Here is a 24,114-nt window from a genome sequence, read left to right as displayed (position 1 = left end):
ACGGGCATCTCGCCGAGCGATTCGTGAAGGATTTCCCCCCACTTTTTTCGCGCAGTCATCGACGGCAGGCCTCCGACCTATGCTTTCAGCATTCAGATCACGGAGGACAGGAACATGCGCAAGACAGTCAAGGCCGCGGTAGTCCTGAGCACGATCGGCGTGCTCACCACCGCGGTCGCCGCTCCTGCTTCGGCCGACAACGGCGCGCACTACCTCGCCTTGCGGACACCGACAAACGTGCTCTCGGTCTTCGTGAGCGGTACGGGCTGGACGACGTGGACGGCGAACGGTCAGAGTGGAAGCGCGGGGTCACCGAGTGCCCCGATCGGCCTCGACGCCTGCTATATGTACACAGGCGACAACTCCGGCAACTGGGCACGCACAAGAAGCGGCCTGCAGATCTACGTCAACCAGGGCCAAGGCCGCCAGGGCATCGGAGATGGCTTCCAGCACTCGAACCCGCGGTGGAGCGACGGCACCAAGCTAAGGATCACGCTGCTTTCCTCACGCGACTGCACCACGCACGCGTTGCGGAAGGCGGAGCGGAACGTGCCCGCGGACCAGCTCCAGTGGTTCTGGCTACAGCTCTGACCGCGCATTCCTACCCGCTCAACGTGTGGCGACGCCCTGCTTGTCCGATTCGACCGTGTTCGTCATGAAACCTCCATCTGGCGCACCGCTTTCAGGACGCGGGCGAGCTGTTCCGTGCTCTCCACGACGCCCTCTTCGTCTCCCAGCCGCGCACGTTCCAGCCGCACGGTCGCGTCATGCCTGGCCGCGTACAGGGCGAGCCGGAACCGCACGGACGGATCTTCCTCGTCCAGCACCCCGTATCCGGACCAGAACGAGTCGCGCTCGGTGCCGGGTTTCTTCCGCGCCATCCAGATCGTCCAGTCGGCCAGTGGATCACCCCACTCCACCCGATCGAGGTCCACGATTCCGGTGATCTCCGGAAGTTCGTCGTTGGCCTCCGACACCAGGACGTTGGCCGCCCACAAGTCACCAGTGAGCAACGACGCCAGCGCGACCTCGTCGAGCACCGCCGAGGCTCTCGAAGCGATCTTGGAGATCTCGTCGACCGCGGTCCGGTCCAGACCTGTGCGTGCCGAAAATTACGTCCGCACAGGTCAAGCGGCATGCCGATACTCGTGAAGGACTCCACCGAGACGGTCCCGTCGGAGTACCTCGAGGCGTTCGATCCGTTCAGGCCCAAGAGGTTGAAGTCGGGCTCGTAAGGGTGCTGCGGCGGCGCGCAGATCAGCCGTTGGAACGAGGCGAGATTGTTCTCGAACCACCGCCGCGCTACCGCACGTTTCTCCTCGTCCGCGGCCGACTTGGACCCGAAGTCGTCCTCCAGCAGCACTTCCCCGATGATGAGCTCTATCTGCGGAAGCCGAGCATCGACATCGAGCGGCTGTGATGGATTCGGCACCCGGCCATGATGCCCCACCCACCTCTCCGTCCGCTTCCCCCAGACCGATGATGACCGCCGACGAGGCGAGCCCCGAGGTTGCACTGGGCGGAGCTGCCCAGGACGGTCCGCACGGCGACGAAGTCCGCGCTGAGCGCCCACGTCGCGAGCGGTGCTCGGCCTCCTGGGTTCGCTCGCGACGAGCCGCGAGACAGAAGGCCTCGAGCCCTCCGAGCACGACCGCGATGCTGGCAGTCGTCTTGAACACCTCGAGGTGCGCGGTCGTTTTCAGGTCTCCAGTACGCCCATGCTGCAGAGTTCGCCGTACACAGCGCAGACGCACATGGCGCGATCGAGCTCGCTCGCACTACAGGCAAGTCCCGATCCGCCGCGCTGCAAGCCGCCGCCGCGCTGCTCGAAGCCCAAGGTCACGTGTTGGCAGGTGCCGCCGCTCAGTGTGAGGAGGCGCTCATCCGCGGCGGCGAACTACGACAGGGCACCGGCGAACTCCGTTACAACACAACAAGCCTCGTGGATCAGGTGGACATCGCGTGGGCATGGTCGTTCCACAACCTCGGCCGGCATGTCGAGGCCGCCGCGATTCCGCAGGTCCAGATCCCGCTGATCACCGCGTCCGATCTGCGCGCCCGCACGCGCTTCGGCCTGCGTCGTGCCCTCGCCCACACCGCGGCGGGCGACGTGGACCAGGCATGCGGGCCGCGGGCAGCGGTATCGCGGACGAGATCAGCGAGCTGTTCTCCGCAATGGCGCTGTAGTCCCAGCTCGGCCAGCTCTCCGCCCGCGAGCACGGTAGGCGTCGGAGAGCTGGCCGAGTTCGCGGGGTAGTACCGACAACCAGATCCAGGGACGCCGGTCGATGGTTCCCGAACTGGAGAACCATCGACGCCGGAGCGGCGAACTGGGGTCTGTTCGTCTGCACTCATCGTCGTTCCGTGATCAATCGCCGAGCAGCTCGCTCAGCTCGGACATCTCCGCGCTGATCCCCACAGCTGTTCGCGTCGTGGTGAACCCGATCCGATGGTTGATCCTGATCATGTGCGTGTTGTCGGCGTTCGTCGTAGTCTCGACCCGGCTGACCTCCGGGCGCTGGGACCGCAGCAACCGGACCATGTACGCCTTGACGCAGACCCCGAGACCATGTCCGCGGTGTGCCCACACCACGGTGGTGTCCTGCTGGTACCCACAGGTCGGCGCGGCAGAGTACAGATCCATCTGGGTCACGCCCGCGACATCGCCCGTCGCCTCGTGCACCGCAACCACCACACGTCGTTCAACGCCCTGCCCGCGCAGCTCGTCCTCGATCGCGCGGACGCGATCCACTGTCCACTCGGGAGCCTGGTAACGCGACTCGCCGACCGGCGCGTCCCGCATACCCTCGAGCGCGCGTGCGTACGAGGCGATCAGGTGCTCCGGCGCCGCGCCCACCCAGTCTTCGACCCGATACCCGGCCGACACCGACCTCCCAGGCTGCCGGGTCGACCTCGCCGAGCACCAACACCTGTTCGACGGTCACCTTGGCAGTGCGCATGCCCAGCGCGGTCGCCCAAAGGTGGCCTGCACCGCCCTCTGGCAGGTCCCATCCCTCCACGACCGTGAGCCCGCGGCTGTCCAACTGCGGCAACAACGCACGCAGCGCGGCAGTGCCCGTTCCTTCACGCCGCTTCCTTGGCGACACCGTGACGGTGACCCGCCCGACGCCCTCGTTCTCGCCATCGAGGAAGTAGACGACGAGCAACGCGACTATCTCGTCGTGCTGGCGAGCAATCCAGGTGCGTCGCTCCCCGCGTCCCGCCGAGGACTGCCGGACAGCGGCCAGCCATACGTCGTAGGGGTACGTCACCGCCGTGTCGGGCACGTCCACCGTCTGAGCGGCCGTCCACAGTTCGTGCAGGGCCTTCAGATCGGTGTCAGGAGACCGATCGGGGTCGAAGGGTTCGATTGCGACGGATGTGGTCAACTTTCGAATACCTCTGTTCCTCCGTCGGCTGCGGCAAAGCGCAGACCAGAACGAGCGTGCCGATCATCACAACACCGAACACGGCCAGGTTCATCAGCAGTGCGATCCCGGCGTGCAACGTGACGCCGAGCAGTAGCGCGCACTGCCTCGCCCGCACTCCTCCCCAGATCAGGAAAACGATGAAGAGCTGGACACAGCCTCGTCCCTGCGGATAGTCGATCGATCCAAACCCGCACGGACAAGCTCGCTTTCGAGGAGGCTCACCATCGCTTCCTCCTGCCGCCCGCCAGCTCTCCGGCCAACTGGTTCCGGCGAGGTCCAAGACCGCGTTCGCGACGCTCGCCTCGCCCAGAATTCGGCAAGCGCGTCCGCTGCCAGGTGAACAGCCATGGAAACCCCCTCATGAACATCGCCAAGACCTTGCCCATTGTGACCGATGTCAAGATGTCAGGTTGTCGGTGGCACGCCTCCTGCAGTTCCGAGAACACTCGCTCGCGCTGCAGAGTGTGCACATCGGCCGCAGACGAGACCGAGCGAGTGGCCCCTGGGAGCACAGGGTGGGAGCAGTTTGGGAGCACAGGGTGGGAGCAGTTTGGGAGCACAGGGTGGGAGCAGTTTGGGAGCAACTCCGTGCATTGAACGTGCCGGAACGGTCCTCAATGGACCTGAACGGACGCGCACTGACCTGCGAGAGTCTAATTTTCGCAGGTCAGCGCGGTCTCGTGGCTATAGTTCACACCGAAGAGGTCACTGGTTCGATCCCAGTATCGCCCACAGTGTGTTTTACCTGATCAGACGGCCTGTCGATGGATTCCATCGACAGGCCGTCTGCGTTGGCAGGGCAGAACTACCCTGCCAACCTCAGGTCTGCGGACGTCGATTCCGCAGGTCAGCGACTTGCCACCCCTCCAGCCCGTGATCCATTCGCCACTACCGAAGAGGTCACTAGGTTCGTTCTCGACGCCATCCCCCACAACTGAAGCCCCTGACCTGCGCAGATCGCAGATCTCTCGGTGCTCATCACACCTTGCTCCGGGTGCCCAGGTAGTAAAAGTGGTAGTAAACCTGTCGCGCTGCACGTCACATCAGCCTCGTCGACGAGGGCAGCTTGAGCAGACCAATCACTGTCTTGGCAACGTCACGTTCAAGATCCTCAATGTGTACGGAGTTGGGCCAGCTCCACCTGAGGCGAACGCGTTCCCGAGGTCTGCGCTGGCTCGCACAGCATGGACGTCATAAAGTCCCGCACAGTCCGATTGAGGTTGCAAAGAACGCCTCCGGACAATGCATGGCACAACCATCAGCTCGGAAACCTCCGACTAGCGTTCTAACCCTCGAGCCGAGGCCCTTAGCCCCGTGTCGCAACGTCCCGCAATGCGATCATCGAAACGATGACGTCATGCGTTTCGAGTTTCTGAACGCGCTCGCCATCCCTTAAGCGACATGACGATCCTGTGGGGTATCAAAACACACCCGATAGGCCTGACCCGCATATCAAGTCACTGCAGGTTCGTAGTCGTTGCTCAAGCCGCCGAGTACTCGGCTCCGTCAACGGGAGCCGGGTACAGGCGTCCTCGCCCGCGGCCCGGTCGGCTGGTCGTCCGACAGGCGCACTCGGACACCACGCCCAGCCCGCTGACGGTCGCGGGTGAACGGCAACCGCAGCCTCGGCGATGGTTCTCTTGCGACTCGCTGGAGCCGAGGGCGAGCGCCCGCAGCTCCTCGAACCGCTGCCCGTATTGCTCGATCAGCCGGAGATCCTCGACGTACTCGCCTTGGACAAACGTCTTTAGGTACGCCACGTCGTCGTGCTGGCAGTGGGAAAAGCTCAGCAACGTGAACGGCGACCCATCGCCGGATACGCCCCGGCACCGAGCGGCACTACCTGCAGCGACACCGCGGCTGCGCACCTGTCTCGACCAGGCGCAGCAGCTGAGCCTCATCGCCAGCGGCCCGACCGCCCGCCACAGCAAGACTTCCGGGAACGCCGCCTGCACCAGCAGAGGATCTTTGCCGCCAAGCCGCGTCTCCTGCCCGATCGCGGTCTGCTTCGCCGGTTACCCGAAGGCGACAGAACTGGGGCCATGGAATCGGTGGTTTGCACGACTTCATGACCGCTCGCCAACGAGACGGAGACGGTTGCTACGACGTCGAGAGCCGACCGGGAGGCCGGCGGACCTGCGCCGGAATTGTTCTCAAAGGACACTCGTCCCGACATCTCATCACCCGCAAGCACCAATGACGACGAAGTCCGGCCTTGGAATCCACTGTCCCCTTTTTGACACGTTTCTCGCGCCAGTTCCCTGTTATCGTTCACCAGCTCTGGTCGACGGCCAGGAACGAACAGAACGAGCCGGCACCGGCCCACGAGAACCCGATGTGTGAGAACCACCTTCCTCTGCTCGGCGGATTGCAGGCCGAACGAGGAGAGCGGAGCCGCACATGGCGACTGGGGTTGACCTCGCCCAGGACCCCGGCGGCAAAGGTGACCTGGTCGCGGAGGTGAAGAGGTACTGGGACTACCTCACCGACCCGAACACCAGCTGGCCGGTGAAGATCTTCGTCGGCCTGCTCGTGGCCGGACTGGTGGTCACTGCGGGCCGCGCGGTCACGCCGTTCTTCCACGAGGTGTGGAACTTCCTCAAATGGCTGGCCGGTCGGCGTCTGACCAGCGAACGCCGACGTCGGCGCAAGCGGCGGATGTTCGCCGAGCACGTCGACAACCAGCTTCGCCACCTCGAGTTGCAAGAGGACTGGAGAGACGAGAAGTACGCGGAACTCGAGGCTGAGGTCGAGATCGAGCAGACATGGGGCAAGCGCTGGATGCGCAGGATGCTGCCCTTCCGGCGGTCCTCCTTGCGCCGCGTTCGCTCGCTCTCCGACGCGCTCCGGCGCAGCAGTGTCCGGCTGGTTCTGCTCGAAGGCGAGCCAGGCGCGGGCAAGAGCATCGCCCTACGGCACCTCGCTCGTGTGCTCGCCAAGCGGGCAGCGAAGAGCAGGAAGGTCGACGCGACCATCCCGCTATACATCAACCTCAAGCAGCTCGACCTCCGCCCAGAACAGGTGTCCGAGGCGGCGATCCGGACGTTCGTGCTGGCCACTCTCAACGAGGTCAACAGCCGCGACGTCCAGGAGGTCCTGGACGCGGAGTTCGACCGCGGGCTGGAAGAGGGCACCTGGCTCTTCCTGTTCGACTCCTTTGACGAGATCCCCGACCTGTTGTCCGCGAAGGACACTCGCCGGGTCGCTCCGCTGTACGCACAGGCGATCGCCGACTTCCTCGGACCGTTCACCCGATGCCGCGGCATCGTCGCGTCTCGTGACTTCACCAGTCCGGATCTGTCCCAGTTCACCCGCTTCCGGATTCTGCGGCTCTCCCAGCGGCAGCAGCACCGGCTGATCCGGCGCGCCGATCTCGACCGTTCCGTCGACCGGGCACTGCGTTCCGGGCTCGCCACCGCCTCCCAGGACATCACCACGTTCGCGAGCAACCCGATGTTCCTCGGTCTGCTGTGCGAGCACATGCGGACGAGCGGCCAGTTCCCCGCCAACTCCCACGCGGTCTTCGAGGACTACCTGAACCACCGGCTGCAACGAGATGCTCAACGCATCAGGTCCCGCTTCTCGATCGACGTCGGTTTCGTCCGGGCGGGAGCGGAGGAGATCGCCTTCCTGATGGGATCCGTGCCGCGCATGGGACTTACACCGTCCAGGGAGAGCCTGCTCGCCTCCGCGTCCACATTGGACACCTTGACGCCGCACTGGCTCGGCACGGTGCTGGATGCACTCGAATACAGCAAACTCGGGCGAACCGACGTGAACACCGTAGGCAAGGCCACGTTCTCGTTCGTCCACCGGCGGTTCCAGGAGTACTTCGCTACTCGCGTCGTCATCCGCGCGGGAGATCGTGTTCCCGTCACGTCGTTGCTGGACAACGACCAATGGCGGGAAACAGCGGTCACGCTGCTCCAGATCCAAGGCCCGCGGGAAACCACGCCACTGCTCACCGAAGCGGCGACCCGCCTCTCGAAGTGCGCGTTCCTCGCCGAGACCGGTGACTTCGAGTGGCCGGACGGCTGCCTGCACCTGCTGCGTATCCTGGCGGCCGGACTCGAAAGCTGCGAAGACGCCACACGCAAGCCACTTCAGCCCCTGGTAGACCGAATCCTCGTGCGAGCCTGGGAACGGGGACACCGGCTGGACAAGCGTCGCGCGCTCGACTTCGTTCCGCTGGCCAGTGCCGCCGTTGCCGAGAGACTACTGACCGGGGCATTTCGCTCGCGCAACGAACTGCTGCGTGAAGGAGCGTTCCGCAGCGCGGGTTCCCTGCCCGATCTCACGCCCGCACTGCGCGCCCAGATCAGGAGAATGCTGCTCGGCTTGGCCGCGTCGATCGACCTGTACCGCAAGCGCGCTTCGACGGTCGCCCAGATCAAGCGCCTCGCCCACCCAGCGGAGTTCCTGACCCTGCTGCACCTGCTGACGATCGCGTTTCCGGTCGCCGTCGTCCTCGCGACCGGAGGTTTCGCCGTCTCACTCGGCCATGTGGCTGTAGACGACTTCAGTTCCCCGCAAACGGTTGGCGGCTCTCTCGTTCTCGCCTTCGTCGTCGGCACCTCCGTGATGCTTGTTTCGGCCGCGTTCTCGCTGGCAGCTCTTCGACGCGGAGGCGGACGCCTCGTCGAGGCAATGTCGAGCAGCACACTGGTCGAGCACAAGGTGCTGCGCGCCGCTGGAATCGCGGCCGCCCTGACGGTGCACGCCTTCTACTGCTTCATCTCGGTGGTTTTCCTAGCCCCGATTAACACGACCGGGATCTGGATCAACATGGCGCTCACGGTCTACGCCGTGCTCTGGCCGGTGGCCGTCATCTGGTCGGCACGCACCGGCTTGGGCAGCAAAGCGGTGCTGTGGCCGCTACTCCCCGTCATCATGATCGTGCTGGGTGGCTTGCGTTCCACACGATGGCTGCGTCACCACCGCCAGGTGTTGAAAGGCAAGTGCACGCCCAAGGCCGGATGGCAGCTGTTGCTCGCCGTCGGCCGGCTGATCCGCCCCTCCATGCACAAGATCGGTTACGTTGTTGTCGGCCTGGCAATCATTGTCGCGTGGGCGATGGCACTCAATCAGGCGCTGACGAACCTTCCCGTCACGACGCTCATCCTGGTGGTGACCGGAACAACACTGCTCATAATCCTCGCCTTTCTGATGGGCTCGATTCCTCTCCGGCGGGACATCGTGGCGGCACAGAATGCGGACGACGTCCTCTCCCTCATCGCCAAGCTCAGAACCACATCAGCCTTCGACACCGTCATTGCCCGTCTCGGCGTGCAACGCATCGCGCGTGACCCCGAAGCCAAGCAGACGATCGAAAACCTCGTCGGAGAGATCGAACGAGCACAGGTGCTGGCCCAGGACCAACCTGAGCTCCTACTGCGCACGGCCTGCCCGAGCCTCGCTCACCAACGTCCACCGCGGCAGTGGTTGCTAGACAGCTGGCCACTGGGCCGCTGGACGACGTTACGCGTCACCGAAGTGGGCGAGGACACCCTCGACGAGCTCGCGCGGCTGGCGGACAAAGACTGAACGCCGACCTCCTACCCTTCCGAGCAGCCGTCGACGGTGTGCGTGGCGAGAATTACGTCCGCACAGGTCAAGCGGTATGCCGATACTCGTGGAGGACTCCACCGAGACGGTCCCGTCGGAGTACCGCGAGGCGTTCGACCCGTTCAGGCCCAAGGGGTTGAAGTCGGGCTCGTAAGGGTGCTGCGGCGTCGAGTGATCGGTGGGTGCGGTGCTGGTTGTAGTGCTGCTCGTGCTCACTCAGCGTGTGCCGGAGGTGGGCCTCGTTCCAGATCAGTGTGCGGTCCAGGAGCTTGCCGCGCAGCGTCTTGACCCAGCGTTCCATGATCGCGTTCATGCGGGGCGTCCGGACGCCGGTCAGGATCGTCGCAATCCCGGCGCCCCTGAGGATCTCGTCGATCAGTCCGGGTACTTGCCGTCACGATCACGAATGAGGAACCTGCCCCGTGCGAGGCCGCCAGCGTCCCCAAGATCCATCAGGAGATTTCGGACCGCCTTGGTCACCCAGGCATGTGTTGGGTGCGCGGTTGTCCCGAGAATGCGCACGCGCCTACCGGCGTGATAGACAACGGCGAGGATGTACTGACGTGCGCCGGTCAGCGCGACGGTCTCGATGAAATCCATCACCAGGACCACCCCGGCCTGGGAGCGCAGAAACTCGGCCCAGGTCACGGTCGCTCTGTGTAGCGCCGGGTCGACGCCAGCAGCGTTGAGGATCTCCCACGGTCGAAGGAGCGACCCCGACACCGAGCAGGGCAAGTTCTCCATGGATGCGCCGATAAGCCCCACGACGAGTTCTCCGCCGCCAGACGCAAGACAAGGCGGCGGATCGACGCCACGGTGCGCGGACGCCCAGACCTTCGACGCCGGCTCGCCTGGGCGTGGCGACGCTTCACCAGGTCACGACGCCATCGCAGCACCGTGTCCGGGCTGACCATCAGACGGAGTCGATGCAGAGTTGCGCGGGCCACCGGCGTCAGGAGCGCGGTGAGAAACGCCCTGTCCTCAGGTCGGAGTTGTGGGCTTCGGTCGCCGAGTTGTCGTTGTAAGACAGTGAGTTGGTGGCGAAGAGCGAGAATCTCGACGTCCTTCTCGCGATCAGTCAATCGCAGTAGCCGCAGCGCGGCGAAGGCGTGGGTGACGGCAAGGTAAGCGAACCAGCACGGACGCGATCATGCCCGACGACCGCCAGCCATCCGATGAGGCTCACAACCTGCGCGGACGTACTTTTCGGCACGCACAAGCTCAGACCGAGGAATCGCTGCTCGACGTCGGGCATGCCGCTTCCGTCTGCATCCGCCAAGCCCTCGCGGGTGAGGTCCCTGACAACGCCGTGCAGCCCGTCCCCGACCGCGTCACCTGAAGGAGCTCCATGTTCATCAACACCGCCACCGACGCGCTCACTCTCGCCGAGCCTTGGGAACGTCCGGCCCCCGACCTCGTGAAACCTTCGCCGACGTTCCAGCCGCCATCGCCGGCGACGTCTTCGACCGCCTTCTCGTCATGGAGGGCGGAATCCGCCCCAACACCGCCAGCACGCGGCTGGTCGGGCCCGCTCTTCCCATCCTCACCCGTGCCGGTGACAACCTCGCTGTCCACCGCGCCCTCGGCGACGCCCAGCCCTGCGACGTCCTCGTCATCAACGGCCAGGGCGACACCTCGGCGACCTGATCGGCGAGATCATGGTCAACAAGCGTGTCGCAGGAGCGATCATCGACGGGGCCATCCGCGACGCCGAATCCCTGACTACTCAAGGACTCGTCGTCTTCGCCCGCGACGCCACACCGGCCGGCCCGTTCAAGAACGGCCCCGGCATCATCGGAAAAACCCATCTCCGCGGGAGGAATCGTCGTCGCCCCGGCGACCTCGTCGTCGCCGACACCGACGGCGTCTCGATCATCCCCGCGACCACATCGAGTGGGCCATCGGGCAGGCGAACATGGCGCTGTACAAGGAGAACGACCTGCTAACGCGTATTCTCGCGGAACGCCGGTAGCGCCCAGCGGCCGTTGAGAACGACGCCCCACCCAAGTATCGATCGATCCTGATTTCCTCCCCCGTCTAACATCAGGTTCATGGCGATCTACGCGGACCGGAGCCGGACGGACTCGTGTTCCAAGCGGGAGAGCGAGTCCGAGGCCGAGTTCTACGACCGGGTCGCCGGGCCGTTCTGGGACCAGGTGCGCGAGACGATCAACGAGTGGTGGTCGCACCTTCCTGCGGACGTGCGGCCGGGCTTCCGGAGTCGGCTTCAAGATCGGAACTCCGACACGAACGTCGGCTCGACGTTGTGGGAGTTGTACCTGCACGAGATGCTGATCGGCTCCGGCTGCACGGTCGAGATAGAGCGAGCCGCTGGCGACCGGGGCAAGCGCCCGGACTTTCTCGTGAGTCATTCGGACGGACAGTTCGTCATGGAAGCGGTCTGGACGGCGCAGCGTTTGAAGGGCACCGCCTACAGCGCGTTGACCATGTCCCTCTTCGACGCGGTCAACGCCGTTCCCAGCCCGAACTTCAGCCTGGACATCACGATCAACAAGATCGGCACGACGAAGCCGTCTGAGAAGCGGCTCAAGGCAGGCCTGGCGCGCTGGCTCGAAGGCCTGGATCCGGACGAGTCCGACGGTGCACAGGACAACCGGTCGAAATTCGGTCACACCTGGGAGGAGGGTGACTGGTCCTTCTCGTTCCACGCCATTCGCAGAAGTCCCGGCAACCGAGGTCTCCCCGCCTCGACGATCGGGTTCTACCCGGCGTTGCCGCGGTTCGGTGGGGAGAGCGACCTGGTCCACAGTGCCGTCAAGAAGAAGGGCAGCAGGTACGGCAAGCTCGACCTGCCGTTCGTCGTAGCGGTCGGATTCGCGGTCTTCTTCCCAGACGACGAGGACATCGAGACCGCGCTGTACGGAAACACGGTGGAGTACGTCGATCGAGGCAAGGCGTCTACCTACGGCCGGTTGCGGGACGGCTATTGGACGCTTCCACACGACCACGGTCATGAGCGGGTGAGCGGAGTGCTCGTCGTGGACAACCCGGCGCCCTGGACGTGGCCGAGGAACGCCCCAACGCTGTGGCACAGCCCAAGCCCGAGCTCGATGAGCGCACCCGTGCTCCCGACCTGGGATTCGGTGCGGATGGTGGACGGCCGGATCGAGCGCGAACTCCCCGCGGCGAAACCTCACACCGTGATCGGTCTTCCAGCGCAATGGCCGTCGGGTGAGCCGTTCCCCACGCACGTAACGCCTGTGAGGTGATCTCGGGAGCCTCGTGGCCACCCGAGACCGCACCTCTCAGGCACCTCGCGGTTGACCTGCGGCACGGCGCTACGCCGACGGGAGGTGGTCGCGGCGATGCAGCCGGGCACGACGGTGCACGTAGAACGGGTCGGTGTCGACGACGTCCTCGTCCCAGACGTAAACCACGCCGACGGTCCCGATCGTGAGTCCGCTGAAGTACCGGGTGAGGCGGTTTCGACTTCGGCTGGCCGCGCCGACGGCCGGCTCGATAAACAGTCCCGTCGCGTCGATACCGTCCCGCTTGCCCTGCTGGCGGCGTGCCCTCAGCGCGGGATCCTTGTACAGAGCCATGTGCACGCTGTCGGCCTTCGGGTCGCCGTCCAGGAACGGCTTGAGCACGGCCGGAACGGGATAGTTCTCGTGGGCCATGCGGCAACCCAAGTGCTTGACGAAGTAGCGGGCGAGGTTCGTCGCCCCGTCCTCCCACTGAGCGCCGTACACCTTGGTCATGTCCAGGTAGCGCCGCCACCACAGGCTGTCCTGGTGCTCCCACACGTACGAAGAAAACTTGTCGTACGCCACGTCGAAGGGCTGACTGCGGGTGTTGTTGCACGCACCGCACAGGTTCGCGGAGAACTTCACGAAGGTGGACTTGCGCGCCGAGCGGACGTTCGCCGTCTGTGTGCCATCACCCCAGACGAGGTGGCTGCCCTGCGGCCACATCCGTGCGAGGTCGGTGCGCTTGAACTTGTGCTCGCGGGTGTCCGCGACGTCTCCGCACCACCAGCACTTCCCCGTGGGCGCGACCTTGAACGGCGCGAGGTCTTCACCCTGCAGGGGCGCCTGAAGCCCTTGCTCGTCTGATGGAGGTGTGGCCATGTGCACCTTCGTCCATTGCCGGCGATCGTGCTCAACGCCAGCGCAGGCGTCCAGTTGACGGTATGCGTCGTAGGCCCATCTGGACCAACGCTTTTCGGTCGCTGACCAGGCAGTCCACCTTCGGCAAAGCAGGCGCGTCGCGGGCGAAGGGATCTCACCAGGCCAAATCGCCGCAACTCCGACCTACGGTCCTCATATCTCATATATGACCAGGCCTGCCACACTGCCGTGGAGGGTTACCCGGCGACGGTACCCAGCGCTGGCCGGCGGTGCACGCGCTCGACGCGGCGGTCCTGTTCCGGTTGGTCCTCGAATCGGCGCCGGCCGACACGTCCTGGCACGCCGTCGCCGACGAGGGCGACGCGGTCCGCGACATCGCCTCGGTCATCGGCGTACGTCTGGGCCTGCCGGTCCAGTCCGTCTCGCTGGAGAACTTCGGACCGTTCGGCCCGATCTTCGCCCTGGACCAGCCCGCCACCAGCGCCCACACCCGCGAGGTCCTCGGCTGGCAGCCGAAGCACCGGAGCCTGTTGGAGGACTTGGAGCTCATCCAGCCCTGAGCCGTTGCGGCCATCAGCTTGCCGAGGCGGACGGGCCACACAGGAAGGAAGCCACTTCAAAGGGTGGTCGGCGTCGTTCACTCATTCGAGAAGCCAAGCGGCGTAACCTCTTCCAATGGCCGAGGGCTTCGCCGAACCACCCGTCGCGACCAATGGCGCCTCCGAGCCGGTTCCCGACAAGAACCCGACCCTCGTCCCCACTCAGTCCTTGACGCCGGACACCTTCGAGGACTTCACCGAGCGCGTCCTGAGCGCTCACAGGTTCTGCGGCCCAGGCGTGCGCAAGGTCGTGCGCGTCGAGCGATGGGGCAGGAAGGGCGACAAGCAGGACGGCATCGACTTCGAGGGCACGTTCAGCGACGGCAAATCCGCCGGCTGGCAGTGCAAGCGCCACGACCGTCTCACTGCACCGAAAGTGCGCGATGCGGTAGCCGAATGCACCTTCGTAGCGGACGAGTACTACTTGGTCTACTCCGGAGAGGCCTCCGACGCGGCCCGCGCCGAGATCAAGAAGTACCCGAAGTGGCAGCTGCTCGATCGACGCGGTCTGGGCCGGCTCGTCGACGACCTGCCGCTGCACAAGCGCCGTGACGTTCTCGACGCCACCTGGGGTGTGACGGAACGCAAGTCGCTGCTGGAGATGCCCGGCGAGGACGGATTCCTGAGCCTGGCGGCGTTCGCGGCCGATCGCCGGAATCCCGAGACCGTGCTGAACGATCTCGGTCCGATGGTGGGGCGAGGTGCTGAGTACGAACAGTTCGAACGCGCCATCGATCGCAGCGCCGACCGGCCGCCGATCTTGCTCGTGTCCGGACCGGGCGGCCGAGGTAAGACCCGACTGCTCTTGGAGGCTCTTGAAGAGTTCGAGCGACTCAACCCGGCTGTTCCCGTAACGCTGCTGTCGCCAGGTATGCAGCTCAATCCGATCGTCATGGCAGAACTGCCACACATTCCGGCCGTTGTCGTCGTGGACGACGCTCACCACGATCCCGCCGCGCTGGCTCCGCTGTTGACGTACGCGCGAACGGTGCCAGGAACACAGCTTGTGCTCGCGACCCGTCCGACGGGGACAGTTCCCTTGCGGGCACAGGTGATTGCGGCGCGTTACTCGTCCTCCCAGATACATGAGGTCGCCGTTGGCCAGCTCTCGAAACCCGAAGCCAGAGAGCTCGTCACGTCGCTGTCCGACGGACTGGAGATCCGCTGGCCAGTACGCGAGTACTTCGCAAATCAAGCGGTCGACAGCCCGTTTGTAGCGGTGGTGGCCTTGAACCTCCTCCGCCGCGGCGAGCTCACAACTCCGCTCGGCCTGGACGCTGGACTGCGGGAGCAAATCCTTGCACGGTACCAAGAACTGAGCCTTGACGACGTCGAGGAAAATCCGGCGCGTCGGTTGTTGGCGGTCTACTCCGCACTCGGTTCCGTCAACGACGACGACACTCAGCTTGCAGTAGACATCGCGAAGTTCTGCGAACTTCAGCCGGTTCACGCTCTTCGGCTCATCGCGCAACTGAAGGACAGGGGCGTACTGATTACGAGGAGTGGCCAGACGCGAGTGACGCCAGACGTGCTGGCCGACGAGATCCTTGAGCGCGAGGCCGCGGTGGGAAAGACGGACACGGGCTTCGTCCGCGAGCTGTGGACGATCTTTGGCTCCAGGTTCGCGACGAGACTGATCTCGCAGATCGCGGAGCTCGATTGGCGCTTCGCTCAGCAGGATGGCCCGTCCGTGTTTCCCGGCGTCTGGGAGGCGGTCCGCATCGACCTGCGGGCCACAGAGCTTGCGGAGCTTCCCGCCGAGCTCCGTACGCTTAAAGGGCTTACCGCGACCCAACCGCGTCTCCTGGTCCAGGCCCTGGGCGAAGTACTTGCAAGGGTTGAGGAGTCCGACGACGAGAACACCGAACGCACCCGCTTTGTCCTTGCCGAACTCTACGGCGGTTGCGCTGTCTATGATCCAGAGTTGCTTGAGACCGCACTCGACGCGCTGTGGTGGCTGCGGCGCCGCGATCACAGGCCACCGCACCAGCAGCCGGAACATCCGGAACGGATTATCGTCAACAAGCTGGCGGACATCGGGGTCTTGCCCGACCCCAGCTTCCCGGAGCGGATCGTTCGGCGTGTGGAAGCGTGGCTTGCCGAAAGCGCAGGTAGCCAAGACGTTGTGAGTCCGCTTTTCGCGCTCAAGCCACTTCTGGAGAAGGCCGGCTACCGCACGGAACAGGACGCTCTTAACTCACTGGCGTTCAAGCCCTACGCCGTATCCGCGGAGTGGGCGCGCCCGACACGGGATCGAATTCGGGAGATTCTGCGAACTGAGGCGTGCAGCGATGAACCCCGTCGAGCCGGTCCCGCCGTAGGCCTCCTCGGTCAGGCGTTGCGAGAGCAGCAGGGAACCTTTGGTCACAGCCCAGGCCCCGACGAGGTGCTCGCCTGGCAAGAGGACGATTTGGCCACGCTCGCTGTTTTGGTCGAGGTTGCTGCGAGCACCAGTCACGCAGTGCTCCGCCGGTTGGTCAGACACACCGTGACCTGGTCGGCAGATCACGCGATGTCTCTTCCTCTTCGACACCAAGCGTTGACCTTGATCACCGACCTCGATGAACGCGGCGACGACCTGGCCGAGTTCGCACTCGGACGCGGCCAGGTCACGTCGATGTCGCGCGCAGGCGTGCCACTCCCGACGCTCACCGAACTGCAAGACGCAGATGAAGCCGAAGCAGCTGCGAAGAGCGGGCTCTCCGAGGAAGAGCTGCAGGCGCGCTCGCTTGCGAGCATTGGGGAGCGCATCGAGCGCAAACGCGCGGAACACAACGCCTTGGCCGCTCGGATCGTCGCACGCCTCACAACGCTTGACAGCGACGCGGTGTCCATCATCCGGACGTTGGATGAGGTCTCGCGCGAGGTTCGGTTGCTCGGTCAGGACGGCGGCTTGCCGCAGTTCTTCCTTTCGGCACTTGTCACCGCTCGACCGGAGCTGGCCGCCAGTCTCGCGGACGCGCTCGCCGCGAATGAGCCGGGCCCCTTGGATGAGCAGTTGTCGTGGCTGCTCATCCATTGGACAACCCAAAACGAAACCGCCCTGCTCGCGTGGCTTGCGAAGATCACCGGCCAGCGCAAAGAGGTGCGGCTGGGAGCGGCCAACGCAATGGCGAACTCAGGCTGGGCGAACCGTGGAGGCTCGTTCACGACCATCTTCCAGCAGGGCATCAACGATCCAGACCCTCATGTTCGAGATCGGTACCTTCTCGGCGCGCACGCCCTGCTCAACGACTTCCCGATCGAAACGGCCGACATGCTGCTGACCGCCGACGTATCGAAAGACGTGGCTGCCGGCGTTCTGGAACGGGCCTGCAACTACGACGGTTACCCTTGGGGCAGCAACCTTTCCGAGACGGACGCGACAGCGGTGCTGAGTCTGGTCGAGCGAGCCGAATGGTCTGACTACACGACCAAGCAGATCGCAACCGGCATCGCACGGTCACATCCGAACCTCGTGCTGGAAAGGTTGAAAGCCACGGTCGCGTCAGGCAGAGCGCTACCCGTTGAGATCGAAGGTCTCAGCGCGACGTTCAGTGACAACGCCCGTGAGCTTGTGCGCTGGATGATCGACAAAGTCAGCAACGAGGAAAACGTTGGGGCGACTGTCATGCGGCTGGTTATGGCCGACGGCATGACGCAAGGCCAGGCCGACCGCCTCAGGGCTGAAGTGAGAAGCCTGGCGGCGGACAAACTGGTCGGGCTCGCAGCCGCGCTCAGCGCGGTGAGCGCCTGGCCGGTCTTTCACCTGGACCTTGCACGACAGATGCTGACGGTCAATCGTGGCAGCGAGCACCATGAGGACGTTCGCAGCTACATAGCGACCGCCATGCGGCCAGCACATTGGACCGCTCCTGAACTCGCACAAATCAAGTTGCAGGCCGAGCAAGCCGTTGCGGTCGAGCGGGACGAGGAGTTGAAGGAGGAACTCGAAGAGCTGGTCAGCGCACTTCAGGAAATACAGGCGTTCGAGGCTCGGTACTTTGAGGAGCGGATGGACTCATAGTCGGCATCCTCGACAACAACTTGCCGTTGCCCAGCCACAAACACAAGATCATCTAAGCAAGGCTATTCCATTCGAAGTGGACAGTCGCGTGCAGCGGACACGTCACTCACATAGCCCAGAGCCGTAACAGAACGAGCTCATCCGCCGACTCGGCTTACACCCGAGAACCACCGGCGAAGGGAGCGGCCGTGCTGTGCGAGCACATGATCGAGCTGGACAACAGTCAGATCGCTTCCCTGTACTCACAGCTCGCGGGCGTTCTCGCAGGCTTCGCCTTCACCGCAGTGACCGTGGTGGTCACCGTCCGAGTCGCCGCCAAGAAGAGCGGAAGATCCTTCGACAACGCCTTGCGCCCCCTGATCTCCGGCTTTCTCGGCCTGGTCCTCACCAGCCTCAACTACGCGGCGATCGCAGGGGACAAGACCCAAGGTGCCCGCTCCACGCTGCTTGAAATCGTTGCTGGGATCGGATTCGCGGCCTCTGCACTGTTGTTGATCTATGCCGTGCTGTTGATGCTGATCGCGACCCGTAGTGGTGGGCGTCGACTCGTCGCCACGAACACGAGCGTCGAAAAGACCTTGCGAGTCACGATGGTGGTCGTACTACCAGTGATCGTCCTCGTGTTCCTGTATGCAGGAGCGCGTGATCATCAGAGCCTCAACGCCCGAACCCCCGACATCTTCGGAGCGATCGACGTACTTGGCCTCGTGCTCGTGGGTATACAACTCGTCCTTGGACTTATCTCATGGCGGTACACCGGGACGCGCATGAGCGACGCCGTCCAGTGGTCCAACAGCATCAAGCGGTACTCAAGCCTGTTCCTGGGGATCTGCTTTCTCAGTAGCGTCGCCACGGCGTTGATCACGTCCATCATGCCGCCATGCAATTCGGTCACCCTGTGGGTGTCTGGAGGCGTCCTGATCCTCGCAGGCATTGCGATGTCGGTGACTTCCCTGCACGTAGCTGGCGCCCGCTAGCTCCAGCGCACGCGAGTTCCTGCCGTCATATGGAGTACCAGGGGCCGCAGGCGCCCGCGCAAGGCGAGAAACGATCGTCAAAGTCTCGACCGGCCTCGCACAGCGCGGCCTGCCCAATGCCTCGGTCTACAGTTCAAGCAAGTGCGCCATCGAGTCGTTGACCCGAGCCTGGACCACCGAGTTCGGCCCGTCAGGCGTCCGCGTGAACACCGTCTCCCCCGGTGTCATCGTGACCCTCGGCACCGACGCGCAGGAGCCTGGCGTCCTGGAGATCATCGACAGCATCGCGGCGGACCGCCCCGGCCAGGCTGACGAGATCGTGTCGGCGACCGCGTTCCTCACGACCGACGCCGCGAAGTGCGTCTACGGCGCGGTCCTGCCAGTCGACGGAGGCGGACTCGCGCGTTGATCGCTGCGGAGACGTGCCGGAGCCCTCTCCACGGCGGCGAGGGCTCCGGCACTTCACGGCCCACGTGACCACCCCCGTGGACATCGAACTTCCTGAGTGCCCTAACGAGCCTGTGCTTGTGCCGCAAGGCCGTTGCCGGACTCCGAACTCGACACCTCCCGTTGACAGTTAACATCAGGTGGTCCCTGCTGTCGGACGGAAGGCGCTGGAGCTTTGCAGAACGATCTTCGCCGTGCGGTCGCGCGCGTGAAGCACGTTGACGACCAAGGCCTGGTCTATCTCGAACTGCCGACCGGGTACCTGTTCACGTTGGAGGACGACGAAGGCGGCGAGGAACCGCTGGCCGCGGGCGACGTCGTTCTCGTCAGTCCGGACCTCGACTCCGTCGATCGCGCGCCACAAGCACTGTGGCCGGAGGTCCCGTGGATCGGGATCGTTCGATCCGTGCTCGCCGACGAAGCGATCATCAACATCAACGGCAACCTCAGGAACGTTCCGCTGCCGACCGCCTTCGAGATCGTCATGGGGAACACGGTCGAGGGCACCGACAGGCTGGGCATCACCCGTCTGCTCGCCGACAAGCCCATCCGACAGCACGAGATCTTCCTCGGCGACGCCTTCGACGTCGACAAGCTCCGCGAGACCCCTGACGGATCGCTCACCTACGACGACTTCGGCGGGTACGAGGAGGTCAAGGACCGAGTCAAGGACCTGATCGAATTGCCTCTGCAGTACCACGACGAGTTGCAGATGATTGGCGCTCGCGCCATCAAGGGAGTGCTGTTCACAGGCCCCTCCGGCACAGGCAAGACGCTGCTCGGGCGGATCATCGCCCAGCAGGCCGACGCGGTGTTCTACAAGATCAGCGGCCCGGAGATCATCAGCAAGTACGTCGGCGAGAGCGAGGACGTGATCAGGTCGATCTTCGAGGACGCTCGCTCCCAACCGCGGGCGATCATCTTCTTCGACGAGATCGACAGCGTCGCACCGCAGCGCGGCGACGAGTCGCACGAATCGTCGCGTCGGCTCGTCGGCCAGTTCCTGACCTTGATGGACGGCTTCGACAAGTCCGACAACGTCATCGTGATCGCGACGACGAATCGCCCTCAGGACATCGATGTGGCGCTCCGCCGACCAGGACGGTTCGACTGGGAGATCCACTTCCCGAACCCTTCCCGAGACGACCGCGAGGCCATCCTCGTGACGAGTGCGCGCAAACTCGCCACATCCGGCGACCTTCCACACGGCGCGATGGCGGACCGGACGTCCGGCTGGTCACCGGCCGAGCTCACGGCCATCTGGAGCGATGCCGCGTTGTTCGCCGTCAAGGACGGCCGTCAGGCGATCACCACAGAGGACTACCTCGCGGGGTTCGAGCAGGCCGCCAAGCGCCGCAACCTGATCGCCTCCAGTCGGCCGACCAATACCCCGAAGGCGGACACCGCACCATGACGACGAAGCGACGCGAGGCGAAAGCCGACGCACAGACACAGCAGGTGAAGAACGAGCTGCGCGAGTTCATCTACCTCGACGAGGTCAGTGTCACCAGCCTGCTGTCCTCACGGGACGGTGCGATTCCCCACGAGTTCACGGACAACAACGGTTCCGCGTACAAGGGAGAGGTGAACGGACAGGCCGAGGCGGGCTTCGCACCGTTCAAAGCCCGTCTTGGCTCGCGTTTCGAGTCATCTCGCAGTTCCAACGCGCAGGTGGTCAGCAAGGCCACCGTCCAGGCGTTGGTCAAACGCCTGTGGGACCTCGAGAAGAACGACATGTCGTTGCGCGCCAACCTGCCCATCACCAGCCGGCCGTCCCGCAACGACGCGTTGCGCATCCTCGCGCACGAGCGCGACCCCGCCGAGAAGTACTGGATCGTGCCCGCCACCGACCTCGACCGCGGCCAGCTCGCCGAGATTGAGGTCGAGCTGGACACCGACGCGATCTTCCAGCTCAGCAACATCCTCGCCACGCTGAAGGAGCTCGCCGACGAGAACGCAGAGCTGCGAGCCCAGTTCGGATCAGCCGAGGTGTTGGACGGCCTCATCTCGATCAACAACCTGATCGAGAAGATGATGGTCAACCTCATCCCGCTGAAGTGCCGCGTCGTCGACTACGTCGCCGTGCAGACCGAGCACGGCCTCAAAATCATCCACCGGAGCGTCCACGACGACCTCGAAGCCGGGTCGGGTTACCCCGCTCAGCCGATCTACCTCGTCGGCGACACCCAGCGGGATCTGTACTGGAAGGACATCCGGCGGATCCTGTTCACCCAGTCCCGGTATCGCGTGCTCTGCCGCTTGAACGGGCGAGGGATCAGCGCCACGTGGAACCCGCTGAAGCTGGGAGACTCGCTGAACCGGATCGACCCCAGTCTGAGCCAGAAGATCGCCGAGTTCGGCTCAGTGGCGGTCGGCGCCTTCTCCGGCACCTCCAGCACCGGCTCCAAGACGGACGAACTCCGCACAGCGGCGCTGACCACCTACGGAGAGCTCATCGCCGAGGAGCTCGCCCTCGCCTTCAGCTCCGACGACACGATCGCCCTGTCGGTCCTCGCCGTCGAGAACCAGCACGCGTTCCGCTCAGCCGGCAGCGCTTCGAGTGCCTTCAAACCGATCAGGGAGCACGTGGAGAAGCTGGCGGACAGATTCCTGTCCTCGGAGGTGCACGCACAGCTCCGCCAGACGGCATGCCACCGGAACGGGCTCGAGATCGACGGAACGGCGGTGAACCCGGTGAGCAACATCCTTTCCGCTCCTCAAGAACGCGTGGCGGAGAACCTGATCGACGCCGAGATCATCGCCATCTACTGGTAGCCGGGGGCGAGAGTCCATTCGGACTCTCGCCCCGGGCCTCGTCAAAGCAACTTGTCCTGGGTGGGGGCCGACCGGTATAGCAGCAAAGGGCTCAGGCCGCGGTTGCCGGGACTTCAGCAGGCCATAGCCAGACCTGACGTCAGACGCCCCCGACCACATGGCGATCCTGTCCGCCGACTCAAGATCCCAGCGGACGGGTGGGATCGATCACCGGTCGAAGTGGGATCAGCGCGCCAAACTGGTCCCACGGTATGGCAGTCAGCCATGATGGCAACGTGCAGGCACACCTATGGTGATCACGAAGCGTATTCAGCTTCGTGATCACCATAGGTGTGCCTGCTCCTCATAGCGGGTGAGGCCGCCCCACCCAATCTGCGCGACCTCTTACCTATCTCGAGGAGACGGTCCATGGGGCGAATCACCCCGATCAAGACTCGCTACGCCGGCTACCGGTTCAGGTCCCGCCGGGAGGCCAGGTGGGCGGTCTTCTTCGACACCCTCGGTATCCCATGGCGGTACGAGCCCGAGGGCTTCAGTCTCGGTGATGCCGGAGCGTATCTACCCGACTTCCAGCTCTACCCGAACACCGAGCTGGCGATGTGGTTCGAGGTGAAGGGCGAGTTCCCGACCGACGTCGAGGTCCGCAAAGCGCAGGCGCTAAGCACTGGAACGGGTCTCCGGACCTGCATCTACTTCGGCGAGGTGGACTTGCCTGCCCCAGCCAGCTTGACGAACATGAGCCTCAACGAGTTCGTGGACCATGTGCCGGAGTACCGCTGGGTCGACGACATCGGGTGGGCACCTTTCCTCACCGGGCCTGCCAAATGGGAACTTGGCTTCGGACCCACTGCCTACATGATCATCCCTCAAGAAGGTGCAGAGCCCGGCACCTCGCCCTGGTGGTGGACGGATTGCGGCCTCTGCGGCCGGATCATCTTGAAGGTCCACGGCCAGATCGGGTGGTGCCCATACCGCGGCGACGACCTACCCAAGGACCACCTGCTGTACCCAAGCTTTGGCCACGCAACGCCGCGCCTTCAGGCCGCCTACACAGCTGGAAAGTCGGCCCAGTTCGAGTTCGGCGAGACCGGGCATTCAAGCTGACGATGCCGCCTTGCCTTGCCGCTCCGACGCCACAACCGTCCAGACCAGCACACCTAGTAGTAGTGCTTTGGTAGGTGTTGTTGACCTGGGTCGTTGCGGATGTGGGCGTCTGGGTCTGGACAGGTTGTCGGCAGGTGTGGCAGACGCCTGTCCAGACCGCGAGTAAGGCCTGGAGTTCGCGCAGGACCGCGTAGAAGCTCAGGCCTCCGCAGGGGCTTGGGGGTGCGGCGGAGCTGGGTGCAGATGGCCTGGGCGACGGCGGCGAGGGTGACGTGGTGGTGCCAGCCGAGCCAGGCGCGGCCTTCGGAGTGGTCCAGGCCGAGTCCATCTTTGAGTTCGCGGTAGTCGTGCTCGCACGCCGACCTCAGACGGACAGAGCCGATGAGCCTTGGGAGCACGGAGTGGGAGCAGATTGGGAGCAACTCCGTGTATTGAACGTGCCCAAACTGTCCTCAATGGACCCGAACGGAACCGCGCCGACCCGCAAGAGGCTTGTTTTCGCAGGTCAGCGCATCCTCGTCGCTATAGTTCACACCGAAGAGGTCACTGGTTCGATCCCAGTATCGCCCACACAGCCGGAAAGCCTCTGACCTGCGAAGGTCGGGGGCTTTCCGGTTTTTTGCATACCGCGACCACCCGGTTTTGGGGCCTTCGGTAGCAGAAGTGGTAGCAGATCGGCGTTTTTCCACGTCAGATCAGCCCCCTCGCCGAGGACGGCAGGAACAGACCAATCACTGCCTCGGCGGCGTCGCGGTCCAGGTCCTCGATGTCCGCCGAGTACGTGTCCAAGGTGAACGCCACGGTCGCATGCCCCAGCCGCGAGCTGACAATCTTCGGGTGGATGCCGGTGCGTAGCGCGATGGTCGCGTATCGGCTGGCGTCGCGGATGCACTGGCGCTGACCAGTCAGCTCACAGAGACGCGGCACACACGCCGAGAGGAACAATTCCACGCTACCTAGCCACAAGCATCAGCAGGCGAGCAACCCTAGACCAGCCGTCCATGCCAATCTTCCGTCGCGGGCCTTGGCACGACGCGCGCGATCAGCACACCGATATTGACCCCTTCAGCACCTATGGAATTCCATATGAGCTCCAATAAAGCGAACCGGATCGCCCTA

Annotated in this window: 18 protein-coding genes and 4 pseudogenes; 13 read left to right on the top strand and 9 right to left on the bottom strand. The window is 64.4% G+C overall.

Annotation, left to right across the window (positions count from 1 at the left end; translation table 11 throughout):
• Positions 1-114 precede the first annotated feature (114 nt).
• Positions 115-591, top strand: a complete 477-nt coding sequence (locus JNUCC0626_RS47420; protein ID WP_394617161.1) for a hypothetical protein — start codon at positions 115-117, stop codon at positions 589-591.
• A 62-nt stretch (positions 592-653) separates the two neighbouring features.
• On the opposite strand, the gene JNUCC0626_RS47415 is transcribed toward JNUCC0626_RS47420, so the two are convergent.
• Positions 654-1,070 carry a phosphotransferase gene (locus JNUCC0626_RS47415; RefSeq protein ID WP_394622257.1) on the bottom strand — a complete coding sequence of 139 codons (417 nt, stop codon included), beginning with the start codon at positions 1,068-1,070 and terminating at the stop codon, positions 654-656.
• A 773-nt stretch (positions 1,071-1,843) separates the two neighbouring features.
• Here JNUCC0626_RS47415 and JNUCC0626_RS47410 point away from each other — a divergent pair.
• Positions 1,844-2,257, top strand: a complete 414-nt coding sequence (locus tag JNUCC0626_RS47410; protein WP_394617160.1) for a hypothetical protein — start codon at positions 1,844-1,846, stop codon at positions 2,255-2,257.
• Positions 2,258-2,368: 111 nt separating this feature from the next.
• On the opposite strand, the gene JNUCC0626_RS47405 is transcribed toward JNUCC0626_RS47410, so the two are convergent.
• The 3 genes and pseudogenes from JNUCC0626_RS47405 to JNUCC0626_RS47395 all read right to left on the bottom strand — a co-directional run bounded on the left by JNUCC0626_RS47405 (position 2,369) and on the right by JNUCC0626_RS47395 (position 5,332).
• Positions 2,369-2,887 (bottom strand): hypothetical protein, encoded by a 519-nt coding sequence (locus JNUCC0626_RS47405; RefSeq protein WP_394622279.1) that lies wholly within the window; start codon positions 2,885-2,887, stop codon positions 2,369-2,371.
• Between the two features lie 142 nt (positions 2,888-3,029).
• Positions 3,030-3,389, bottom strand: a pseudogene (locus JNUCC0626_RS47400) (GNAT family N-acetyltransferase); the annotation flags it as partial.
• 1,523 nt (positions 3,390-4,912) lie between these two features.
• Complete coding sequence (locus tag JNUCC0626_RS47395; RefSeq protein WP_394622256.1) at positions 4,913-5,332, bottom strand: Scr1 family TA system antitoxin-like transcriptional regulator; 420 nt, start codon at positions 5,330-5,332, stop codon at positions 4,913-4,915.
• A 499-nt stretch (positions 5,333-5,831) separates the two neighbouring features.
• On the opposite strand from JNUCC0626_RS47395, the gene JNUCC0626_RS47390 reads away from it, so the two are divergent.
• The gene (locus JNUCC0626_RS47390; protein WP_394617159.1) at positions 5,832-8,975 is read left to right on the top strand and encodes an NACHT domain-containing protein; all 3,144 of its coding nucleotides are present in this window, start codon (positions 5,832-5,834) and stop codon (positions 8,973-8,975) included.
• A gap of 235 nt (positions 8,976-9,210) precedes the next feature.
• Here the strand turns inward: JNUCC0626_RS47390 and JNUCC0626_RS47385 are convergent.
• Both JNUCC0626_RS47385 and JNUCC0626_RS47380 read right to left on the bottom strand, forming a co-directional pair.
• Positions 9,211-9,297, bottom strand: a pseudogene (locus JNUCC0626_RS47385) (integrase core domain-containing protein); the annotation flags it as partial.
• A 74-nt stretch (positions 9,298-9,371) separates the two neighbouring features.
• A complete protein-coding gene (locus JNUCC0626_RS47380) occupies positions 9,372-9,644 on the bottom strand; it encodes a hypothetical protein (protein ID WP_394617158.1) in 273 nt (90 codons plus the stop codon).
• 502 nt (positions 9,645-10,146) lie between these two features.
• On the opposite strand from JNUCC0626_RS47380, the gene JNUCC0626_RS47375 reads away from it, so the two are divergent.
• The 3 genes and pseudogenes from JNUCC0626_RS47375 to JNUCC0626_RS47365 all read left to right on the top strand — a co-directional run bounded on the left by JNUCC0626_RS47375 (position 10,147) and on the right by JNUCC0626_RS47365 (position 12,226).
• Positions 10,147-10,335, top strand: a complete 189-nt coding sequence (locus JNUCC0626_RS47375; protein ID WP_394617157.1) for a hypothetical protein — start codon at positions 10,147-10,149, stop codon at positions 10,333-10,335.
• A 140-nt stretch (positions 10,336-10,475) separates the two neighbouring features.
• Positions 10,476-10,942 (top strand): annotated as a pseudogene (locus JNUCC0626_RS47370) (hypothetical protein).
• 105 nt (positions 10,943-11,047) lie between these two features.
• Entirely contained in the window at positions 11,048-12,226 is a 1,179-nt protein-coding gene (locus JNUCC0626_RS47365) for a hypothetical protein (RefSeq protein WP_394617156.1), read from the top strand.
• 69 nt (positions 12,227-12,295) lie between these two features.
• Here the strand turns inward: JNUCC0626_RS47365 and JNUCC0626_RS47360 are convergent, their stop codons facing one another.
• Complete coding sequence (locus JNUCC0626_RS47360) at positions 12,296-13,087, bottom strand: hypothetical protein (RefSeq protein ID WP_394617155.1); 792 nt, start codon at positions 13,085-13,087, stop codon at positions 12,296-12,298.
• A 269-nt stretch (positions 13,088-13,356) separates the two neighbouring features.
• Here JNUCC0626_RS47360 and JNUCC0626_RS47355 point away from each other — a divergent pair, with 269 nt between their 5' ends.
• The 7 genes from JNUCC0626_RS47355 to JNUCC0626_RS47325 all read left to right on the top strand — a co-directional run bounded on the left by JNUCC0626_RS47355 (position 13,357) and on the right by JNUCC0626_RS47325 (position 22,995).
• The gene (locus JNUCC0626_RS47355; RefSeq protein WP_430623488.1) at positions 13,357-13,647 is read left to right on the top strand and encodes a hypothetical protein; all 291 of its coding nucleotides are present in this window, start codon (positions 13,357-13,359) and stop codon (positions 13,645-13,647) included.
• Positions 13,648-13,762: 115 nt separating this feature from the next.
• The gene (locus JNUCC0626_RS47350; protein WP_394617154.1) at positions 13,763-17,692 is read left to right on the top strand and encodes a hypothetical protein; all 3,930 of its coding nucleotides are present in this window, start codon (positions 13,763-13,765) and stop codon (positions 17,690-17,692) included.
• A gap of 203 nt (positions 17,693-17,895) precedes the next feature.
• Complete coding sequence (locus tag JNUCC0626_RS47345; RefSeq protein WP_394617153.1) at positions 17,896-18,669, top strand: hypothetical protein; 774 nt, start codon at positions 17,896-17,898, stop codon at positions 18,667-18,669.
• On the top strand, positions 18,656-19,078 hold the full coding sequence (locus JNUCC0626_RS47340; RefSeq protein WP_394622255.1) for an SDR family oxidoreductase: 423 nt from the start codon (positions 18,656-18,658) through the stop codon (positions 19,076-19,078). Before JNUCC0626_RS47345 ends, JNUCC0626_RS47340 begins: the two co-directional genes overlap by 14 nt.
• A gap of 246 nt (positions 19,079-19,324) precedes the next feature.
• Complete coding sequence (locus tag JNUCC0626_RS47335; RefSeq protein ID WP_394617152.1) at positions 19,325-20,530, top strand: ATP-binding protein; 1,206 nt, start codon at positions 19,325-19,327, stop codon at positions 20,528-20,530.
• Entirely contained in the window at positions 20,527-21,891 is a 1,365-nt protein-coding gene (locus JNUCC0626_RS47330) for a DUF6414 family protein (protein WP_394617151.1), read from the top strand. Before JNUCC0626_RS47335 ends, JNUCC0626_RS47330 begins: the two co-directional genes overlap by 4 nt.
• Positions 21,892-22,299: 408 nt before the next feature.
• Complete coding sequence (locus JNUCC0626_RS47325) at positions 22,300-22,995, top strand: hypothetical protein (RefSeq protein WP_394617150.1); 696 nt, start codon at positions 22,300-22,302, stop codon at positions 22,993-22,995.
• Positions 22,996-23,210: 215 nt separating this feature from the next.
• Here JNUCC0626_RS47325 and JNUCC0626_RS50550 read toward each other — a convergent pair.
• A pseudogene (locus tag JNUCC0626_RS50550) lies at positions 23,211-23,354 on the bottom strand (IS701 family transposase); the annotation flags it as partial.
• A 331-nt stretch (positions 23,355-23,685) separates the two neighbouring features.
• The gene (locus JNUCC0626_RS47320) at positions 23,686-23,946 is read right to left on the bottom strand and encodes a hypothetical protein (RefSeq protein WP_394617149.1); all 261 of its coding nucleotides are present in this window, start codon (positions 23,944-23,946) and stop codon (positions 23,686-23,688) included.
• Between the last annotated feature and the right edge of the window lie 168 nt (positions 23,947-24,114).

This window comes from Lentzea sp. JNUCC 0626 (assembly GCF_043632865.1).
In the GTDB taxonomy this organism is placed as follows: Bacteria; Actinomycetota; Actinomycetes; order Mycobacteriales; family Pseudonocardiaceae; genus Lentzea.
Note: the sequence above shows the minus strand (reverse complement) of the source record. Positions and strands in the feature narration are given on the sequence as shown.